Source organism: Nocardia colli, assembly GCF_008704205.1.
In the GTDB taxonomy this organism is placed as follows: Bacteria; Actinomycetota; Actinomycetes; order Mycobacteriales; family Mycobacteriaceae; genus Nocardia; species Nocardia colli.
Genome location: NZ_VXLC01000012.1, coordinates 116938 through 133847 on the forward strand (window position 1 = coordinate 116938; position 16910 = coordinate 133847).

The 16910-nt window shown below is 68.7% G+C and carries 16 protein-coding genes; 8 read left to right on the plus strand and 8 right to left on the minus strand.

Annotated elements, in window-relative coordinates:
* The first annotated feature begins 67 nt into the window (after positions 1 to 67).
* Positions 68 to 1678 carry a chaperonin GroEL gene (gene groL, locus F3087_RS23615; RefSeq protein ID WP_150404213.1) on the plus strand — a complete coding sequence of 537 codons (1611 nt, stop codon included), beginning with the start codon at positions 68 to 70 and terminating at the stop codon, positions 1676 to 1678.
* A gap of 56 nt (positions 1679 to 1734) precedes the next feature.
* Here the strand turns inward: groL and F3087_RS23620 are convergent, their stop codons facing one another.
* The 3 genes from F3087_RS23620 to F3087_RS23630 all read right to left on the minus strand — a co-directional run bounded on the left by F3087_RS23620 (position 1735) and on the right by F3087_RS23630 (position 3221).
* Complete coding sequence (locus tag F3087_RS23620; protein ID WP_150404214.1) at positions 1735 to 1986, minus strand: RskA family anti-sigma factor; 252 nt, start codon at positions 1984 to 1986, stop codon at positions 1735 to 1737.
* Between the two features lies 1 nt (position 1987).
* A complete protein-coding gene (locus F3087_RS23625) occupies positions 1988 to 2563 on the minus strand; it encodes a sigma-70 family RNA polymerase sigma factor (RefSeq protein ID WP_150404215.1) in 576 nt (191 codons plus the stop codon).
* Between the two features lie 364 nt (positions 2564 to 2927).
* Positions 2928 to 3221 carry a WhiB family transcriptional regulator gene (locus F3087_RS23630; RefSeq protein ID WP_014981828.1) on the minus strand — a complete coding sequence of 98 codons (294 nt, stop codon included), beginning with the start codon at positions 3219 to 3221 and terminating at the stop codon, positions 2928 to 2930.
* Between the two features lie 628 nt (positions 3222 to 3849).
* Here F3087_RS23630 and F3087_RS23635 point away from each other — a divergent pair.
* The 3 genes from F3087_RS23635 to F3087_RS23645 all read left to right on the plus strand — a co-directional run bounded on the left by F3087_RS23635 (position 3850) and on the right by F3087_RS23645 (position 6532).
* Positions 3850 to 4719, plus strand: a complete 870-nt coding sequence (locus F3087_RS23635; RefSeq protein ID WP_191094109.1) for a hypothetical protein — start codon at positions 3850 to 3852, stop codon at positions 4717 to 4719.
* A gap of 168 nt (positions 4720 to 4887) precedes the next feature.
* Entirely contained in the window at positions 4888 to 5466 is a 579-nt protein-coding gene (locus F3087_RS23640) for a sigma-70 family RNA polymerase sigma factor (protein WP_150404216.1), read from the plus strand.
* Positions 5459 to 6532 carry an anti-sigma-D factor RsdA gene (locus tag F3087_RS23645; RefSeq protein ID WP_150404217.1) on the plus strand — a complete coding sequence of 358 codons (1074 nt, stop codon included), beginning with the start codon at positions 5459 to 5461 and terminating at the stop codon, positions 6530 to 6532. The genes F3087_RS23640 and F3087_RS23645 overlap by 8 nt, the downstream gene beginning before the upstream one ends.
* A gap of 178 nt (positions 6533 to 6710) precedes the next feature.
* Here the strand turns inward: F3087_RS23645 and F3087_RS23650 are convergent, their stop codons facing one another.
* Positions 6711 to 7124: a DUF5319 domain-containing protein gene (locus F3087_RS23650; protein WP_022567296.1), complete on the minus strand. Its 414-nt coding sequence runs from the start codon at positions 7122 to 7124 to the stop codon at positions 6711 to 6713.
* A 302-nt stretch (positions 7125 to 7426) separates the two neighbouring features.
* Here F3087_RS23650 and guaB point away from each other — a divergent pair, with 302 nt between their 5' ends.
* Together guaB and F3087_RS23660 are read left to right on the plus strand one after the other, a co-directional pair.
* Positions 7427 to 8971: an IMP dehydrogenase gene (guaB, locus tag F3087_RS23655; protein ID WP_150404218.1), complete on the plus strand. Its 1545-nt coding sequence runs from the start codon at positions 7427 to 7429 to the stop codon at positions 8969 to 8971.
* A gap of 269 nt (positions 8972 to 9240) precedes the next feature.
* Positions 9241 to 10395, plus strand: coding sequence for a GuaB3 family IMP dehydrogenase-related protein (locus tag F3087_RS23660; RefSeq protein ID WP_150404219.1), 1155 nt, complete (start codon positions 9241 to 9243; stop codon positions 10393 to 10395).
* A 68-nt stretch (positions 10396 to 10463) separates the two neighbouring features.
* Here the strand turns inward: F3087_RS23660 and F3087_RS23665 are convergent, their stop codons facing one another.
* On the minus strand, positions 10464 to 10802 hold the full coding sequence (locus F3087_RS23665) for a hypothetical protein (RefSeq protein WP_150404220.1): 339 nt from the start codon (positions 10800 to 10802) through the stop codon (positions 10464 to 10466).
* Positions 10803 to 10976: 174 nt separating this feature from the next.
* The gene (locus tag F3087_RS23670) at positions 10977 to 11777 is read right to left on the minus strand and encodes an alpha/beta fold hydrolase (RefSeq protein ID WP_150404221.1); all 801 of its coding nucleotides are present in this window, start codon (positions 11775 to 11777) and stop codon (positions 10977 to 10979) included.
* Between the two features lie 135 nt (positions 11778 to 11912).
* Here F3087_RS23670 and guaA point away from each other — a divergent pair, with 135 nt between their 5' ends.
* Positions 11913 to 13481, plus strand: a complete 1569-nt coding sequence (gene guaA, locus F3087_RS23675; protein WP_150404222.1) for a glutamine-hydrolyzing GMP synthase — start codon at positions 11913 to 11915, stop codon at positions 13479 to 13481.
* 61 nt (positions 13482 to 13542) lie between these two features.
* Here the strand turns inward: guaA and F3087_RS23680 are convergent, their stop codons facing one another.
* Complete coding sequence (locus tag F3087_RS23680) at positions 13543 to 13758, minus strand: hypothetical protein (protein ID WP_223885288.1); 216 nt, start codon at positions 13756 to 13758, stop codon at positions 13543 to 13545.
* Positions 13751 to 15307 carry a PspC domain-containing protein gene (locus F3087_RS23685; RefSeq protein ID WP_191094110.1) on the minus strand — a complete coding sequence of 519 codons (1557 nt, stop codon included), beginning with the start codon at positions 15305 to 15307 and terminating at the stop codon, positions 13751 to 13753. The genes F3087_RS23680 and F3087_RS23685 overlap by 8 nt, the downstream gene beginning before the upstream one ends.
* 157 nt (positions 15308 to 15464) lie before the next feature.
* Between F3087_RS23685 and F3087_RS23690 the strand changes: the two genes are divergently transcribed.
* Positions 15465 to 16844 carry an ATP-binding protein gene (locus F3087_RS23690; RefSeq protein ID WP_396897578.1) on the plus strand — a complete coding sequence of 460 codons (1380 nt, stop codon included), beginning with the start codon at positions 15465 to 15467 and terminating at the stop codon, positions 16842 to 16844.
* Positions 16845 to 16910: the final 66 nt, after the last annotated feature.

Consider the following 16910-nt stretch of genomic DNA (forward strand, 5'->3'; position numbering starts at 1 on the left):
TGACACTGCCCCGGTTCCCCTGAGCGGGGACCGGGGCAGTCTCGTCTCAATCCAAGGAATAGGACTTATGCCAAAGCAGATCGAGTTCGACGAGAAGGCTCGCCGGGCTCTGGAACGCGGCGTCGACAAGCTCGCCGACGCCGTCAAGGTCACCCTCGGCCCGCGCGGCCGGCACGTGGTGCTCGCGAAGGCCTTCGGCGGCCCGACCGTGACCAACGACGGTGTCACCATCGCGCGCGAGATCGACCTGGAAGACCCGTTCGAGAACCTCGGCGCGCAGCTGGTCAAGAGCGTCGCCACCAAGACCAACGACGTCGCGGGCGACGGCACCACCACCGCCACCGTGCTGGCCCAGGCGCTGGTCCGCGCGGGCCTGAAGAACGTTGCCGCGGGCGCGAATCCGATCTCGCTCGGCGCCGGCATCGCCAAGGCCGCCGACGCGGTCGCCGCGGCGCTGCTCGCCGCGGCCACCCCGGTGTCCGGCGAGAAGGCGATCGCCCAGGTTGCCACCGTGTCCTCGCGGGACGAGGAAATCGGCGAGATGGTCGGCAAGGCCCTGACCGTGGTCGGCAAGGACGGCGTGGTCACGGTGGAGGAATCCTCGACCACGCAGACCGAGCTCGTGGTCACCGAGGGTGTCCAGTTCGACAAGGGCTACCTCTCGCCCTACTTCGTCACCGACACCGACAGCCAGCAGGCCGTGCTCGAGGATGCGCTCATCCTGCTGCACCGCGAGAAGATCAGCTCGCTGCCGGACTTCCTGCCGCTGCTGGAGAAGATCGCCGAATCCGGCAAGCCGGTGCTGATCATCGCCGAGGACGTCGAGGGTGAGGCGCTGTCCACCCTGGTGGTCAACTCGATCCGCAAGACGATCAAGGCCGTCGCGGTCAAGGCGCCGTTCTTCGGTGACCGGCGCAAGGCGTTCCTGGACGACCTGGCCGTGGTCACCGCGGGCACCGTGATCAACCCGGACCTCGGCATCAACCTGCGCGAGGCCGGCCTGGACGCACTGGGCCAGGCGCGGCGCATCGTCGTCACCAAGGACGACACCACCATCGTCGACGGCGTCGGCACCAAGGAAGACATCGCGGCCCGCGGCGCGCAGCTGCGACGCGAGATCGAGGCCACCGATTCCGACTGGGATCGGGAGAAGCTCGAGGAGCGCCTGGCGAAGCTGTCCGGCGGCGTCGCGGTGATCAAGGTCGGCGCGGCCACCGAGACCGCGCTCAAGGAGCGCAAGTACCGGGTCGAGGACGCGGTGAGCGCGGCCAAGGCCGCCGTCGAGGAGGGCATCGTGCCCGGTGGCGGCTCCGCACTGGTGCAGGCGGCCGCGAAGCTGATCGAGCTGCGCGACTCGCTGTCCGGCGACGAGGCGGTCGGCGTCGAGGTGGTGCGGACCGCACTGTCGGCGCCGCTGTTCTGGATCGCCACCAACGCGGGCGTGGACGGCTCCGTGGTGGTCAGCAAGGTCGCCGACGGCAAGGATGGCTTCAACGCGGCCACCCTCACCTACGGTGACCTGCTGGCCGACGGTGTCGTCGACCCGGTGAAGGTGACCCGCTCGGCCGTCGTGAACGCGGCGTCGGTGGCGCGGATGATCCTGACCACCGAGAGTGCGGTTGTGGACAAGCCCGCCGAAGAGGCGCATGACCACAGCCACCACGGTCACAGCCACTGAGCTGAAACCAGAGAAGGCCCTCGGACGACTGTCCGGGGGCCTTCGGTTTACCTAGGTCAAGAAGCGACGGGCGGCTGTTCGGCGGCGATGGCCGCGAGCAATTGGCTGCGCAGCGTGGCGGGCGGCGGGGTCGCCGTCGCACTGGCGAGCGTGGCGAGTGCTTCTCTCGTCTGCCTTATCTCCCTCATGAACGCCGCACGTAGCGCGGGGTCTTCGGTATCGAGCAGGTCCTGCACCTCATGGTGATCTACGTCGTCGATCGATCCGAGCGCGACGGTGTGCGCGAGATCGACCTGGCGTTCGTTCATCTCACGTCACCCCCAAACTTCTTTTGAGTCGTGTCAATCCGTCCCGAATTCGGGACTTAACGGTCGGTAACCCTACTCCGAGGTACAGCGCGACCTCCGCGTAGGTTCGCCCGCCGTAGTAGGCGAGCGAGATGGCCTCTCGCTGGGTCTCGGTCAAAGTGGCGAGCCCGTCGAGCACGGCCTGTTGTTCGAGCCTTCGCTCTACTTCTTCGGTCACCTCGTCGAATTCGTTACCGAGAACCCGGATTCCGTAGGCGACCTCGCGTTGGGTGTGGGCCTGCTCGGCGCGCACCCGGTCGACGGCCCGCCGGTGGGCGAGCGTCATCAGCCAGGTCACGGCCGAACCCTTGTCGGCGTCGAAACTGGCTGCCGTACGCCAGATTTGCAGGTACACCTCCTGCGTCGTCTCCTCGGCGTAGCCGGGGTCGTGCAGGACGCGCAGCACCAGACCGAAGACGCGCGCGGACGTCCGGTCGTATAGCTCGGCAAAGGCTTCCTGGTCGGACTCACCGCAACGATGTAGCAGGTCGGCGAGTTCGATGCTCTCGGCGGCGCGGGCCGTAACCGCAGAATCCACACCGGGTGGGAAGGCATCTCTTCGGAACGAGTCGCCCTCTGCGGCCGGCTGCCGCGTTGTCACAACGCTCCATTCTGTGTCATCGGTCACCACCGTAGCGGGTCGCTATGACCTCCCTTCGGCTGGGGTGTCGGCAAACCACCTGTGGCCCAGCGACTTTGCGGAAAACTTCGACACGCCAGGTGGCTCTAATCAGAGACACGCCGTGACACGCCGATAGTTAACCGCGAAACGCAGGGCTCGACAGGGTGTGCGGCTTCGGGTGGTCGCCGCTGCAGGCGTGGCGGAGGTGACCGCTTGTTGCCTGCCGGTTGTTTGCTAGGGATTCGGCGCGCCGCCCCCCGCGGATGGGAACAAATTTCAACTAAACCGCCATGCGCCGCCGATTGCGTCGGGCGTGCATCTCGCGCTCGGTCTCGGACATGCCGCCCCAGATGCCGTAAGGTTCGCTGACTTTGAGGGCGTGGCTGCGGCACTGCATCAGCACCGGGCAGGCCCGGCAGATCTCTTTGGCGCGCATTTCGCGCGCGGTACGGGCTCGGCCACGTTCGCCGTCGGGATGGAAGAACACGGCGGAGTCCTGCCCGCGGCAGGACCCTCGCATCTGCCAATCCCAGACATCGGCGTTCGGCCCGGGGAGGTGGGTCGGCATGGGCATTGTGTGAACTCCTCGTGGTGCGAGCTCGTCAGCGTTGTCGAGCAGTTGTTCTGCAAAGTGTGGTAGGCCACGGCGCTGTGTCGGCGGGTGCCCCTGTGCTCGCCCGTTGCGGTCGCTGCAATTTCGCGCGGCGCCGTCCGTGGCGATGAGCTACGTTAGGTCCAGCCGCGAAATTCCGTCAATAGTTCGACGCAGCAGTTTCCCAAATCTCATGGCGTGAAATTTAACCTTTGAGCTGTTTACTTTTCGCATTGGTTCCAGGGATACTGATCGGTTGACCAGTGGCGGCGGGGTACTCGCTGCTCTGGATCGGGGCGTATTTCCGCTGGTAGACCCCATTTTCTGGGGCAGGCGCCGGATCAGAGCCCAGCCGCGGTCGGGTGGGGGCGGTCACAGCGTCGCCCGGCGGCCGGTTCGGCGAGCAGATCCGAGATGGCGGAAACGGGGCATCGAGGTTAATTGCGCGAAACGCATGTGAATTCCGATCGCGGGCGCCCGGGGATTGCCGGTACGAGATTTACCTGATGGAAACATCGGATAGAGATCAGAAATGCTGAGTAGTTGCCGGTTGGTCGGGTCCGGTCTTTCTCCCGGCCATCTCCGGCCGGCCCGGGATACAGTTTCGGCCGTGTTCGCACCTGCTCCGCTCGGAGATACCCGATTCGAGATACTCGCCGAGAGTGCCTTCGGCCCGCGCCCCGGCCGCGCCGCTGCCGAGTTGCCGACCGCGCCCGATGCGCTGGGTTCCTGGTATCGAGCGGTGATTCTCGGCGGTCAGGGCCGTTATGCCGCGGCCCGTGCCGAATTGCGAATTGCTCGGGCCCACAGCACCGATCCGATGGTGCTTTCGCTGGCCGCGAGTACCGAGGGTTCGCTGCTTCGCCAGCTCGGCTGGCATGCCAGGGCCGCCGTCCTCGACGGGCGGGCTGTCGCCCTGATCTCTACGAAATCCATAGGCGATCTCGGCCGCGCGGCCGAGGCGCCGGGCCACCCGTTCGATCGCGACGACGCGATCTGCGACGCGCTGACCGGTCTCGCCGCCGACGCGCTCGGCCTCGGCCGGGTGGCGCTGGCCTGGCGGCTGCTGCAACGCTGCGCCGACGTGGTGCCGGAGGAGCGGCTCGGCTGGCGGCCTGCCATCCGCAGGCAGTGGGTCAGCGCCGAAACCTCGCTTGCCGCAGGCACTGTCGAGCCCGCGCTGGCCCATGCGGCGACCGCGCTCGAGCTCGCCGAGCGGGGTCCGTCGGTGCGGCATCTGGTCAAGTCCCGGCTGCTGGCCGCCGCGGCCGCCGCGGTGGCGGGGGAGCACGATCGGTCGCGTGCGCTCGCCGATCAGGTCGCCGAGGAGTGCCGCGAACACGGTCTGCTCCCGTTGCGCTGGGCCGGTGCGATGCTGCGCGCGGGGCTGGCGGTCGAGGGCGCCGCGGCGGAGGCCGAGGACTGTGCGGCGACCATCTCCCGACGTGGCGGTCGGTTTCGTCCGCCGGCGGTGGCCTAGCCGTTAAGCGGGACTGCATCTGGTTGGGCGGGGCCCGAACGGGTAAGGGCGACCGTGTTGCCTTGTTCCGCGCGCTGTATCGCTATTGTTAGTTCCGTTCCGCCCCTTCGGCGGAAGCACTGGTCATCACCGACCGTGCCACTTGTAACGCCGGGAATCTCTCTGACGATGACGAACATGGGCGAAGAGTTGGACCTCGCCGTCTCTGCGGCTGCGCAGGGCGACAGATCCGCTTTAGCTCAGGTACTGGAGATGATCCGCCCGCTCGTGGTGCGTTATTGCCGCGCGCGGATCGGAGCCGCGGAGCGTGGGCAGCTCTCCGCGGATGATGTTGCGCAGGAGGTCTGTCTGGCTGTGATGACCGCCTTGCCCAGGTATCAAGACCAGGGCAGGCCCTTCATGGCCTTCGTTTACGGAATCGCTTCGCACAAGGTCGCCGACGCCCATCGCAACGCCGCCCGTAACAAGGCGGAGGCAATGGCCGAAGTACCAGATGTCATATCCACCGACCATGGTCCGGAACAACGAGCTCTCGAATCGGAGACGAGCAGGCAGATGAACAGTCTGCTCGCGACACTCCCCGAGAAACATCGAGAGATCCTGATCCTGCGATTGGTCATGGGTTTGTCAGCCGAAGAAACCGCAGTCGCCGTGGGCAGTACGGCGGGGGCGATACGAGTGGCCCAGCACAGGGCACTCGCGAAACTGAAGTCTCAAGTGGCGAGGGCAGGTGAAATGTATGGCTAGGGATGGCGAGCGCGGTCGGGGTGACTGGAAAGCGCGGCTTGGATCGCGAAACAGCGGTCCCTACGCCGACGCGTCCGGAGACACGGGACCGGTCGATATCGCCGCGGTACGCCGCGACGATGCGTTGATCGAAGCGATCGCAAGCGATGGCCCGGTACGGACCGACAGCGCGGAGGAATACCAGCTCGCGACCTTGCTCGCGGACTGGCGAGCGGAGCTGATCGCTCCGCCGATGGCCGCGGGACCGGATCTGGATGAGATCGTCGCGGCGGTCAATCAGGAGATCGGCGCGGCGCGTCAGGCGCGGACCGGCGTAGGCAGCACCCGACTGAAGTTGGTTCGCCCGTTGCTCGGAACCGCGGCGGCACTCGCCCTGGTCTTCGGCGGCATGACGGCGTTCTCGTATCAGTCCGAACCCGGCGATCCGCTGTGGAAGGTCAAGGAAGTCGTCTTCAATCAGGCGGCGCAGAGCACCGTGGCGCAACGGGCGAACACCGATCTGGATGAAGCGGGGAAGCTGATCAACCAGAATCCGGTGCAGGCCAAGGAGCGTCTGGTGCAGGCGAAGGTGAACGCCGACCAGGTCGACAGCCCGGAGAAGCACGACAAGCTGATGACGGAGTGGCAACGCCTCGTCGATCAGTTGCGCGCGGCCGGTCACGACGATTTGGCCGATCAGCTGGATCAGGGCACCTCGACGAAGCCGACCGACCCGTCGACGGATGTCAGCGTGACACCGAAGCCGAAGCCGCCGGTCGACCCGACGATCATGCAGACGAAGCCGACTCAGCCGAGCGACAAGCCCACTGAGCCGACCGACCCGACCACCCCGCCGACCGATGACAAGCCGACTCCGCCGACGGTGACGACACCGCCGCCGACGGTGGAGCCGACCACCCAGCCGCCGGCCACACCGACCACGGTGTCCAAGCCGACGGTGGTCGAGCCGACCGGTGACAACGGCGGCGCGCCGACTGTGGCGCCGACTCGGGCACCGACACAGAACAATCCGGGCACCACATTCGTGATCCCGCCCGGAGCGGGTGGCTCGGCGACTCCGAGTTAGCCGGCGTCAGCAACCCTCGGGAAAATCGAACAAGACAAGAACCGATTGCCGATTGGCGGTCGGTTTTCTGTCGTTCGGGGCATCGTGCCCCGTGGTGATGCGGCGAAGATCACAGCGCTATATGCCGCGGTGCGCGGACCCCCGGAAGGGGCGCGTCATCGGTTCGGTGTGCCGAACCTCAGTTGTCGAACCCGTCGAAGCCGTCGCCGTGGAAGGCCTCGTTCATCGAGGCGTCCGCGTATCCCCGGCAGTAATCCCAGGTGACATACGCTTCCGGCGTCGGATCGTAAGCGGGCTCGTGCGGGCGCACGGTGCCGTCCACCAACAGCTGAAGTAGGTTGGCGCGCAACATGTCCCAGTCGTGGTAGTGATCCTGCCGACAGTCTTCGCAGCTCACCACGAGTCCGCGGATTCCGCGGTGCGCTAGTAGCGCCTCGTAGACGGCCAGATCGGCGAGATCTTCCTCGACCGCAAGGCGCTCGTGGGGATCCAGCGGCTCACCGGGCTCGATGGCGTCGAGCGCGGCGGACGGGTCGGAGGGGTCTCCGGCGAACGGATCCGGCGGCAAGCCAGGTGGTAGATGGTCACGCACATCCCCACGGTACGCAGAACAGGGTGGTCTGCGCCAGCTATGTCGGCCGCAAGTTTCGTCTGCCCCTACCTGTCCGGCCGGCTTCGCCTCCCCGCCGTCCCCCGCCCCTGCTCGGCTTCGCCTCCCCGTCATCCCCGGGTGGGCTCACTTCGCCGACGAGTTTGCGGGACAGATACCATGGTCTCAGGCCCCGGCGAGCACCCGACACGATTCCCGGAGCCACCAGTCCATCCCATCAGCTGCGCGCGGCGCCGGTAATCCCGGTGCCGGTCGCTGTCGACGTCCAGGAGGGGTCGATCCGAATGAGTAATCCCGTATCGGGCGAACGCACCGCTGTCCGCCCATCTACGGGTGGTGACGATCCGAACAAGATCGCCATGCTCGGCCTCACATTCGACGATGTGCTGTTGCTGCCCGCCGCCTCGGATCTCATCCCCAGCTCTGTGGAGACCTCCAGCCAGTTGACCAGGGATATCCGCCTGCGGACCCCGCTGGTCAGCTCGGCCATGGATACGGTGACCGAGGCGCGGATGGCCATCTCGATGGCCAGGGCCGGCGGCATGGGCGTGCTGCACCGCAACCTGTCCGGCGCCGATCAGGCCGCCCAGGTGGAGACCGTGAAGCGGTCCGAGGCCGGCATGGTCACCGACCCGGTCACCTGCCGCCCGTCCGACACCCTGGCCGAGGTCGACGCCATGTGCGCCCGGTTCCGCATCTCCGGTCTGCCGGTGGTGGACGAGGTCGGCAGCCTTGTGGGCATCATCACCAACCGCGACATGCGGTTCGAGGTCGATCAGAACCGCAGGGTCGAAGAGGTGATGACCAAGGCGCCGCTGATCACCGCGCAGGAGGGCGTCACCGCGGAGGCCGCGCTCGGCCTGCTGCGCCGGCACAAGATCGAGAAGCTGCCCATCGTGGACGGCAACGGCAAGCTGCGCGGGCTCATCACGGTCAAGGACTTCGTCAAGACCGATCAGTACCCGAACGCCACCAAGGACCGCGACGGCCGCCTGCTGGTCGGCGCCGCGGTCGGCGTCGGCGACGACGCCTGGTCGCGCGCCATGACGCTGTCCGACGCGGGCGTCGACGTGCTCATCGTGGACACCGCGCACGGCCATCAGGCCCAGGTGCTGCAGATGGTGACCAAGATCAAGGCCGAGGTCGGCGACCGGATCCAGATCGTCGGCGGCAACGTCGCGACCAGGGCCGGCGCCCTCGCGCTGGTCGAGGCGGGCGCGGACGCGGTGAAGGTCGGCGTCGGTCCCGGCTCCATCTGCACCACCCGCGTGGTCGCCGGTGTCGGCGCGCCGCAGATCACCGCGATCCTCGAGGCCGTCGCCGCGTGCAAGCCGCACGGCGTTCCGGTGATCGCCGACGGCGGCATCCAGTTCTCCGGCGACATCGCCAAGGCGATCGCCGCGGGCGCGTCCACCGTGATGCTCGGCTCGCTGCTGGCCGGCACCGCCGAATCGCCCGGTGAGCTGATCCTGGTGGGCGGCAAGCAGTTCAAGAGCTACCGCGGCATGGGTTCGCTCGGCGCGATGCAGGGACGCGGCCAGGCCAAGTCCTTCTCCAAGGACCGCTACTTCCAGGACGACGTGCTCGCCGAGGACAAGCTGGTGCCCGAGGGCATCGAGGGCCGGGTGCCGTTCCGCGGACCGGTCAACCAGGTCATCCACCAGCTCGTCGGCGGCCTGCGCGCGGCCATGGGCTACACCGGTTCGCAGTCCATCGCGCACCTGCAGGACGCGCAGTTCGTGCAGATCACCGCGGCCGGACTCAAGGAAAGCCACCCGCACGACATCACGATGACCGTCGAGGCCCCTAACTACACTGGGCGCGGCTAGCCCGCGTCGGCTTGTGTACTGGACCGCCCAGTCCGTGCATGATTGACCCTGTTCGCGGGCAATCGGGTCGGTGTGCCGCCGCGTGCGGAGCGACGACCTGATCCGCGGGTCCGGCGGTGTCCGGACCAACCGGTGGGCAGAGGTCTGCCTAGCGGAAGGCACGACACGAGCCTGATGAGCCCGTGCGCCCCGCGCGGTTGCCGAGGCCGGCCGCCCGCGAACACGCTGCGCCGCAGGCGCGGCAATCCAACAGAGCAAGGAGTAGACACGTGCGCGACATGGTCGAGATCGGCATGGGCCGGACCGCCCGGCGTACCTATGAGCTGGACGATATCGACATCGTTCCCTCGCGCCGGACCCGCTCGTCGAAGCAGGTGTCGCTGTCCTGGCAGCTCGACGCCTACCGCTTCGAGATCCCGTTCCTCGCGCACCCGACCGACGCCCTGGTGTCGCCGGAGTTCGCGATCGAGCTCGGCCGGCTCGGCGGGCTCGGCGTGATCAACGGCGAGGGTCTGTGGGCCAGGCACGCCGATGTCGCCGCGAAGATCGACCAGCTGCTCGAGCTGGTCGGCAAGGGCGGTTACGAGCGGGCCGTCTCGCTGCTCCAAGAGCTGCACGCCGCGCCGATGCAGCCGGAGCTGCTCGCCGCCGCCGTCGCGCAGGTCAAGGCGGCCGGTGTGACGGTCGCGGTGCGGGTCAGCCCGCAGAACGCCCGTGCGCTCACGCCCGCGCTGGTGCAGGCCGGCGTCGACCTGCTGGTCGTGCACGGCACCATCATCTCCGCCGAGCACGTCGGCGACGGTGAGCCGTTGAACCTCAAGACCTTCATCGCCGAACTCGACGTGCCCGTGGTGGCCGGCGGGGTCAGCGACCACCGCACCGCGCTGCACCTGATGCGCACCGGCGCGGCCGGCGTCATCGTCGGCTACGGCTCGTTCCAGGGCGCGACCACCACCCGCGAGGTGCTCGGCATCGGTGTGCCGATGGCCACCGCGATCGCCGACGCCGCCGCCGCGCGCCGCGACTACCTCGACGAGACCGGCGGGCGCTACGTGCACGTCATCGCCGACGGCGACGTGGAGACCTCCGGCCAGCTGGCCAAGACGATCGCCTGCGGCGCGGACGCCGCGATGCTCGGCGTGCCGCTCGCGGTGGCCGCCGAGGCGCCCGGCCGCGGCTGGTACTGGCCGTCCGCCGCCGCGCACCCCTCGGTGCCGCGTGGCTCGCTGCTCGGCGTCGAGTGGGAACTGGACGAGGGCAACGGCGACGTCGTGCGCCCCAGCCTCGAACAGGTCCTCTACGGCCCCTCCGACGACCCCTTCGGCTCCCTGAATCTGGTTGGCGGCCTCCGCCGTTCGATGGCCAAGGCCGGCTACTCCGACCTCAAAGAATTCCAGAAGGTCGGCCTCAGCGTCCGCGGCTGAGCCGTGGACGACCGCGTTCCGGGTCGTCACCGCCTGCTGGTGGTGGCGACCCGGAAACGTGGCAGCCGCTATTTCGGGCGGACGACGGCGCCGTAGAACCCGGCAGGATGGTTCCACCGGCCTTGACCCTGCTCGACGTGACCGCACGTGCTCTCGGAAACTATGCCGCCGACGGCGGCGGCCGTACCGTTCACCCAGCTGATGCAAGTCGGTCGGGCCGCGGTGACGCAGACGTAGAGGGTGCCGCCGCCGTCCATCGGGAACGTCTGACGCGCCAGGCAGCCGTCTCCGTCCGCCTCCACCGCGGCCGCGCTACCCGCTCCGATGGCGACTGCTCCGATGCTCGCCGCGGTTGCGGCGGCGACGGCTAGCGCGCTGAGTCCTCTGCGGACGATTGAACTGGTCATTCTCGGCTCCCCCCGAAATCGGGTGTGATCTGTGCGAATTCGAGGCCGGGTTCGGCACTCGAATATCTTGGACGGCGCAGCCCCGAAACCGGTTCCCCGCCGGACAGATTCGTGCACACGATGGCAGTCCCGCGCCGAGGTGGCAGTGTCCGTGCGCGCAGGTGGCAGTGTCGCTCAGCGCGCGTGTGAGGGCGTGATTCGTTCGCGCAGGAACTGGCGCATGGCGATGTTCACCGGTTCGGGGTGGGTCATGGTGACTGCTAGGCGGGCGCCGGCGATTTCCACGTAGCTCGCGCCGGTGATGCCTTGCGTCAGTTGCTGGGCGCGGTCGGGTGGGATGCCGCTGTCGGTGGCGTGGATCACCAAAGCGGGACAGGTGATTTCGGACAGCCGCTCGAGCACCGAGTCGCGGCTGAGCAGGCAGCCGGCGGCGACCTCGATGCCGCGGCAGTCGCGCAGCAACCAGCGGGTGGTCCAGACCGTGCGGTGCCAGTTGTCGTCGCCGATCAGCCAGGACGCCAGCTGATTGGCCGCCTGCTGGCGCGAGCCGTCGTCGTACCACTCGGCCAGGAACTTCTGGGTGGCATCGGACTGCTCGGCGGTCGGGCCGTTGGCCTCGGTGCTGATCAGGATGAGCGCCGACACGCGTTCGGGCGCGATGAGCGCGGTGCGCAGCGCGGTGAAGCCGCCCTGCGCGGTGCCGCCGACCACCGCGCGCTCGGCGCCGAGGTGATCGAGCACGGTCAGGGCGTCGCGGGCGGCGGTCCAATAGGTGAACGGCAAACCCTCGTCCCTGGTGCGGCCGTGGCCGCGCGCGTCCCAGGAGACGATCCGGAATTCCGGTGCCAGCGCGGCCATCTGAGCCGCGAACATCGTCCGGTCCATGAAGAATTCGTGTGCTAGCAGCACCACCGGGCCGCTCCCGCCGCTGTCCTCGTAGTGGATGTCGGCGTCGATCGCGCGGGCGAATGGCACGAGCACGAGGATAGCCAGCGGCGCGGGGGCGGGTGGGGCGATTTGCTGGCTCGCCTTTTTGCTTGCTGGAGCTGGGCTCGGCGAAGGTGCTGTGCCGATGGTTCGCCCGGGTTGCCGCGTCACTAAACTGTGCTGGTGGCAGATACACAGAGACCGGTCCTCGTCGTCGATTTCGGCGCGCAATACGCACAGCTGATCGCCCGTCGGGTTCGTGAGTCGAGTGTGTTCTCGGAGGTGATTCCGCATACCACCACGGTCGAGGAGATCGCCGAGAAGCAGCCGCTCGCTGTGATCCTGTCCGGCGGCCCGTCCAGCGTGTATGCCGACGGCGCACCGCAATTGGACGCGCGGCTGTTCGATCTGGACATCCCCGTCTTCGGCATCTGCTACGGCTTCCAGGCGATGGCCCAGGCGCTCGGCGGCACCGTCACCCACACCGGCACCCGCGAGTACGGCCGTACCGAGCTCAACGTCGACGGTGGCGTGCTGCACGGTGGCCTGCCGACCATCCAGCCGGTCTGGATGAGCCACGGTGACGCGGTCACCGACGCGCCCGAGGGCTTCGAGGTCACCGGGACCTCCGCGGGCGCCCCGGTCGCCGCGTTCGAGAACCGGGCCCGCCGCCTGGCCGGCGTGCAGTACCACCCGGAGGTCCTGCATTCGCCGCACGGCCAGCAGGTGCTCAGCCGCTTCCTGCACGAGATCGCCGGCATCCGCGCCACCTGGACCCCGGCCAATATCGCCGATTCGCTGATCACCGCGGTGCGCGAGCAGATCGGCGACGGGCACGCGATCTGCGGGCTGTCCGGCGGGGTCGATTCCGCGGTCGCCGCCGCGCTGGTGCAGCGCGCCATCGGGGACAAGCTGACCTGTGTGTTCGTCGACCACGGCCTGTTGCGGGCGGGCGAGCGCGAGCAGGTGCAGCAGGACTTCGTCGCCGCGACCGGCGCCAAGCTGGTGACCGTCGACGCGGTGGACAAGTTCCTCGGCGAGCTGAAGGGCGTCACCGACCCGGAGGAGAAGCGCAAGATCATCGGCCGGGAGTTCATCCGGTCGTTCGAGGACGCGGTCTCCGAGGTCGTGATCGAGCAGAGCGGCGGGGAGACGCCGAAGGTCGAGTTCCTGGTGCAGGGAACGCTCTACCCGGACGTCGTCGAATCCGGCGGCGGCAGCGGCACCGCGAACATCAAGAGCCACCACAACGTCGGCGGCCTGCCGGACGACCTGGAATTCGATCTGGTCGAGCCGCTGCGCCTGTTGTTCAAGGACGAGGTGCGCGCCGTCGGCCGCGAGCTCGGGCTGCCGGAGGAGATCGTCGGCCGCCAGCCGTTCCCGGGCCCGGGCCTGGCCATCCGCATCGTCGGCGAGGTCACCGAGGACCGGCTGGTCACGCTGCGGCAGGCGGACGCCATCGCGCGCGAGGAGCTCACCGCGGCCGGGCTGGACAAGCAGATCTGGCAGTGCCCCGTGGTGTTGCTCGCGGACGTGCGCAGCGTCGGCGTGCAAGGCGACGGCCGCACCTACGGCCACCCGATCGTGCTGCGCCCGGTCTCCAGCGAGGACGCGATGACCGCGGACTGGACCCGGCTGCCCTACGAGGTGCTGGAGCGGATCTCCACCCGGATCACCAACGAGGTGGCGGAGGTCAACCGGGTCGTCCTCGATGTGACCAGCAAGCCGCCGGGCACCATCGAGTGGGAGTGAATCCCCGATAGCGCAACAAGCATGGCCCCGTCCGTGGACGGGGCCATGCTTTGTCCGGAGGTCAGTGGCGGCGGCGTGGGGAGACCACCAGCACGATGCCGACGATGATCGCGGCGAGCACCACGATCCAGCCGATCGGGGCCGCACTGTTCGAAGGCCACGACTCGGGGCCGACGAAAGCCCAAGCGCTGACGCCGAGGGCGAGCAGTCCGATGATCAGCAGCGAGGCGGACGGGCCGCGCCGGGTCTCGGTGGTTTCGCTGGACTTGTCACCCACGGTGCACCTCCGCGTTTCCGGCCCGGACATTGATGTTCAGGTCGAGCACCGGAGCGCCCGGGGTGTTCGGTCCGGTGATGCCGTTGTCGCACTTGGCATTACCCATGGTCGCGTTGCACTTGGCCCGCACGGTCATGCTCGGGGGCACCAGCACCTGGAAGTCGCCCATCTGCACGTCCACATCGACGGTGCGATTCGCGGTCAGGGTCAGCGGCCGCAGGTCCAGCTTGCCGGAACCCATCGACACTCGATAGGTCGGCTCGAGCTGACCGGCCGAGGTGACTGTCCAGTTGTGCTCGCCCATCGCGCCGCGGTTGAAGTCGACCGGGCCGACCGCCGAGGCCAGCAGGACGAACCCGGCCAGCGGAGCGGTCAGCACCAGCAGGCCGTAGCCGCGCCGCAGGAACGCGCCGAGCACCAGGCCGAGCCCGATCACCGCCAGCGCCACCGCCGCGATCCGGCCGGGCGTCATCCACTCGACGCCCGAGGCGGCCAGCGCACCCGCGCCGGCGGCGGCGAGGATGGCCAGGCCGATCACCACCGGGGTCAGCCGGGAGCGCGGGCGCTTCGGCGGCGGCGCGACGACGGTGCGGACCGGGGTCGGTTCGGGCAGGTCCCAGGCCAGCGGCGCGACGCCGAGCGGATCCCAGGAGGGCGGGGCCGGGCGGCCGATGGTGGCCGGGGTCGGCGGCTTCAGCGCGGCGGTGCTGCGCGGTGCCGCGTCTTTGCCGAGCGACGGAGTGCGGACCTCGGGGGAGGCCGGCGGGCGCGGGTCGAGCACCTCGGTGGTGTTGCCGGCCTTGTCGAGTGAAACGGATTCGGCTGGTGCGTCGTCCTTTTCGCCCTTGTGCAGCAGCACGGTCTCCGCGTCGACCTGCTGGACCTGATCGGCCGGTCCGGAATCCCGGTGCGGCACTACCGGTTCGGCGCTCGGCGTTTCCGGTGCGTAGGTCTCCGGCAGCTTCGTGTACGGCGTGTACACGCTGGTCGGCGGCATATACATGTCCCCGGTGGGCCGTTGCGCGCCCTGCGGGAAGACCGCGCCGGGGTAGCCGGTCGCCATGATCCCGCTGTCCGCGACGAGCCCGCTGAACTCGCTCGTGGTGCCCGGCGGCGGTTCCGGATTGCGCAGGTGCAGCATCCACCAGCCCGCCAGCATCAGCACCATGCTGATCAGCCCCGAGCCGCCGAGGCCGACGCCGACCGGACCCATCGTGCTCACCGCGATGGCGAGCGCGACGATCAACACGATCGTTTTGGTCTGTGATTGGGAGCTGTGCCCCTTGCCGACCAGCGACTCGGCCGCCGAGGACTGGTCACCGGCGGCGCTGAACAGCAGCCAGGCCAGGAGATAGAGGACGACCCCGGATCCGCCGAAGATGGCCGACACCACGAAGGCCACCCGCACCAGCACCGGATCGACGTTGTAGCGCTGCGCGAACCCGGCCGCCACGCCAGCGATCGGCCCCTGCCGAGGCAACCGCACCGGCCGTGTCCGCCAGATCTGCTGGAGCTGATCCCCGAAGCTCGTTTTCGTCATGGTTCCCATCCTGTGCCTGACCAGCACATCCGCACATCGGGGAGAACCCTGAAGATTCTCCTGATCCTTTTGGAGCCGCATGGTCAAAGTAATCATCCACCCAGTGCGCAAGATCAGGGAGATTCCTGATGGCTAGCTGTCGCCGGGTCGTGCCACTATCGAGAGCATGTACCCGTCTGCGCCCTCGTTCGACACCCGAGGGTTCGATGCCACTCGGGGGTTCGAGGCCGCGCGCGGCTTCGGTCCCGCGCCGGTGTTGGACCAGGGACGGCCGCCGTATGCGCGGATGACGCGGCGTTCGGGCGGCCGGATCGTCGGCGGGGTGGCGGGCGGGCTCGCCGATCACCTCGGCGTCGACGTGTTCAAGGTGCGGATGGCGTTCGTGCTGCTGTCCGCGTTCGGGGCGGGCATCGTCACCTACGGGTTGCTGTGGATCTTCACCCCGGGCGGCTCGGATGTGGCGAAGGCGTCCGGCTCCGAACGGCGCCAGGCGATCGGGCTCGCGATCCTCGGCATCAGCCTGGCCGTCGGGGTGTCGTGGCTGTTCAGCGGGACCGCCGCGAATGTGATCGCACCCATCATCGTGGTCGCCATCGGCGCGGCGCTGGTGTGGCGGGAGTACGACGCCGACGGCCCGCGGTCGCTGCTCGGGCTGCCCGCGCGGCCGTCGGTGGTGACCTGGGCGCGCATCGTCGCCGGCGGCACGCTGATCGTGGCCGGGCTCGGCGTGGTGGTGCTGGCCAGGATCGATCTGAGTTCGCTCGGGTCGGCGTTGATCGCGGTGGCGGTCACGCTGGTCGGCGCGGGGCTGCTGACGGTTCCGCTGTGGTTGCGCATGATGCGGGCGCTGAACGCCGAACGTTCGGCGCGCATCCGCAATGAGGAACGCGAGGAGATCGCCTCGCACCTGCACGATTCGGTGTTGCAGACGCTGGCCCTGATCCAGCGCCAGGCCGAGGACCCGCAGGAGGTGCTGCGGCTGGCCCGCAGCCAGGAGCGCGAACTGCGCAAGTGGCTGTTCGAGGATTCCGGTCCGGCCCAGTCGAGTCTGGCGGCCGCGCTGCGCACCATCGCGGGCGAGGTCGAGGATCAGCACGGCGTGAAGGTAACCCCGGTGACCGTCGGCGACGTGTCGATGGACATCGGCGAGACCGGAGCCGGCCTGCCGAAGGAACACTTCACCGCGCTGCTCGGGGCCAGCCGGGAGGCGCTGGTCAATGCCGCCAAGCACGCCGGCGTCCCGGAGATCGACCTGTTCGCCGAGACCGAGCCGCACCAGGTGAGCATTTTCGTGCGCGACCGTGGCGCCGGTTTCGACACCACCGCGGTGCCGCAGGACCGGCAGGGCCTGGCGAAGTCCATCCGCGGCCGGATCGAACGTCGCGGCGGTCACGTGGAGATCCTGTCCACCCCCGGCCGCGGCACCGAGGTCCGAATCACCATGCCGCGCACGGATTCCGGTGGTCAGGACGACCAGGACACGGGGGAGCCGGCCGCGACCATCGACGCCGAGCAGGTGCCGGAGCCGGTGCATCCCGGGCAGTGACCGCTTTCCCGGCCGACATGTGGTACCGATGTGGGTGTGGGCGGCCCGTGGGCGGCTCGCGCGCCA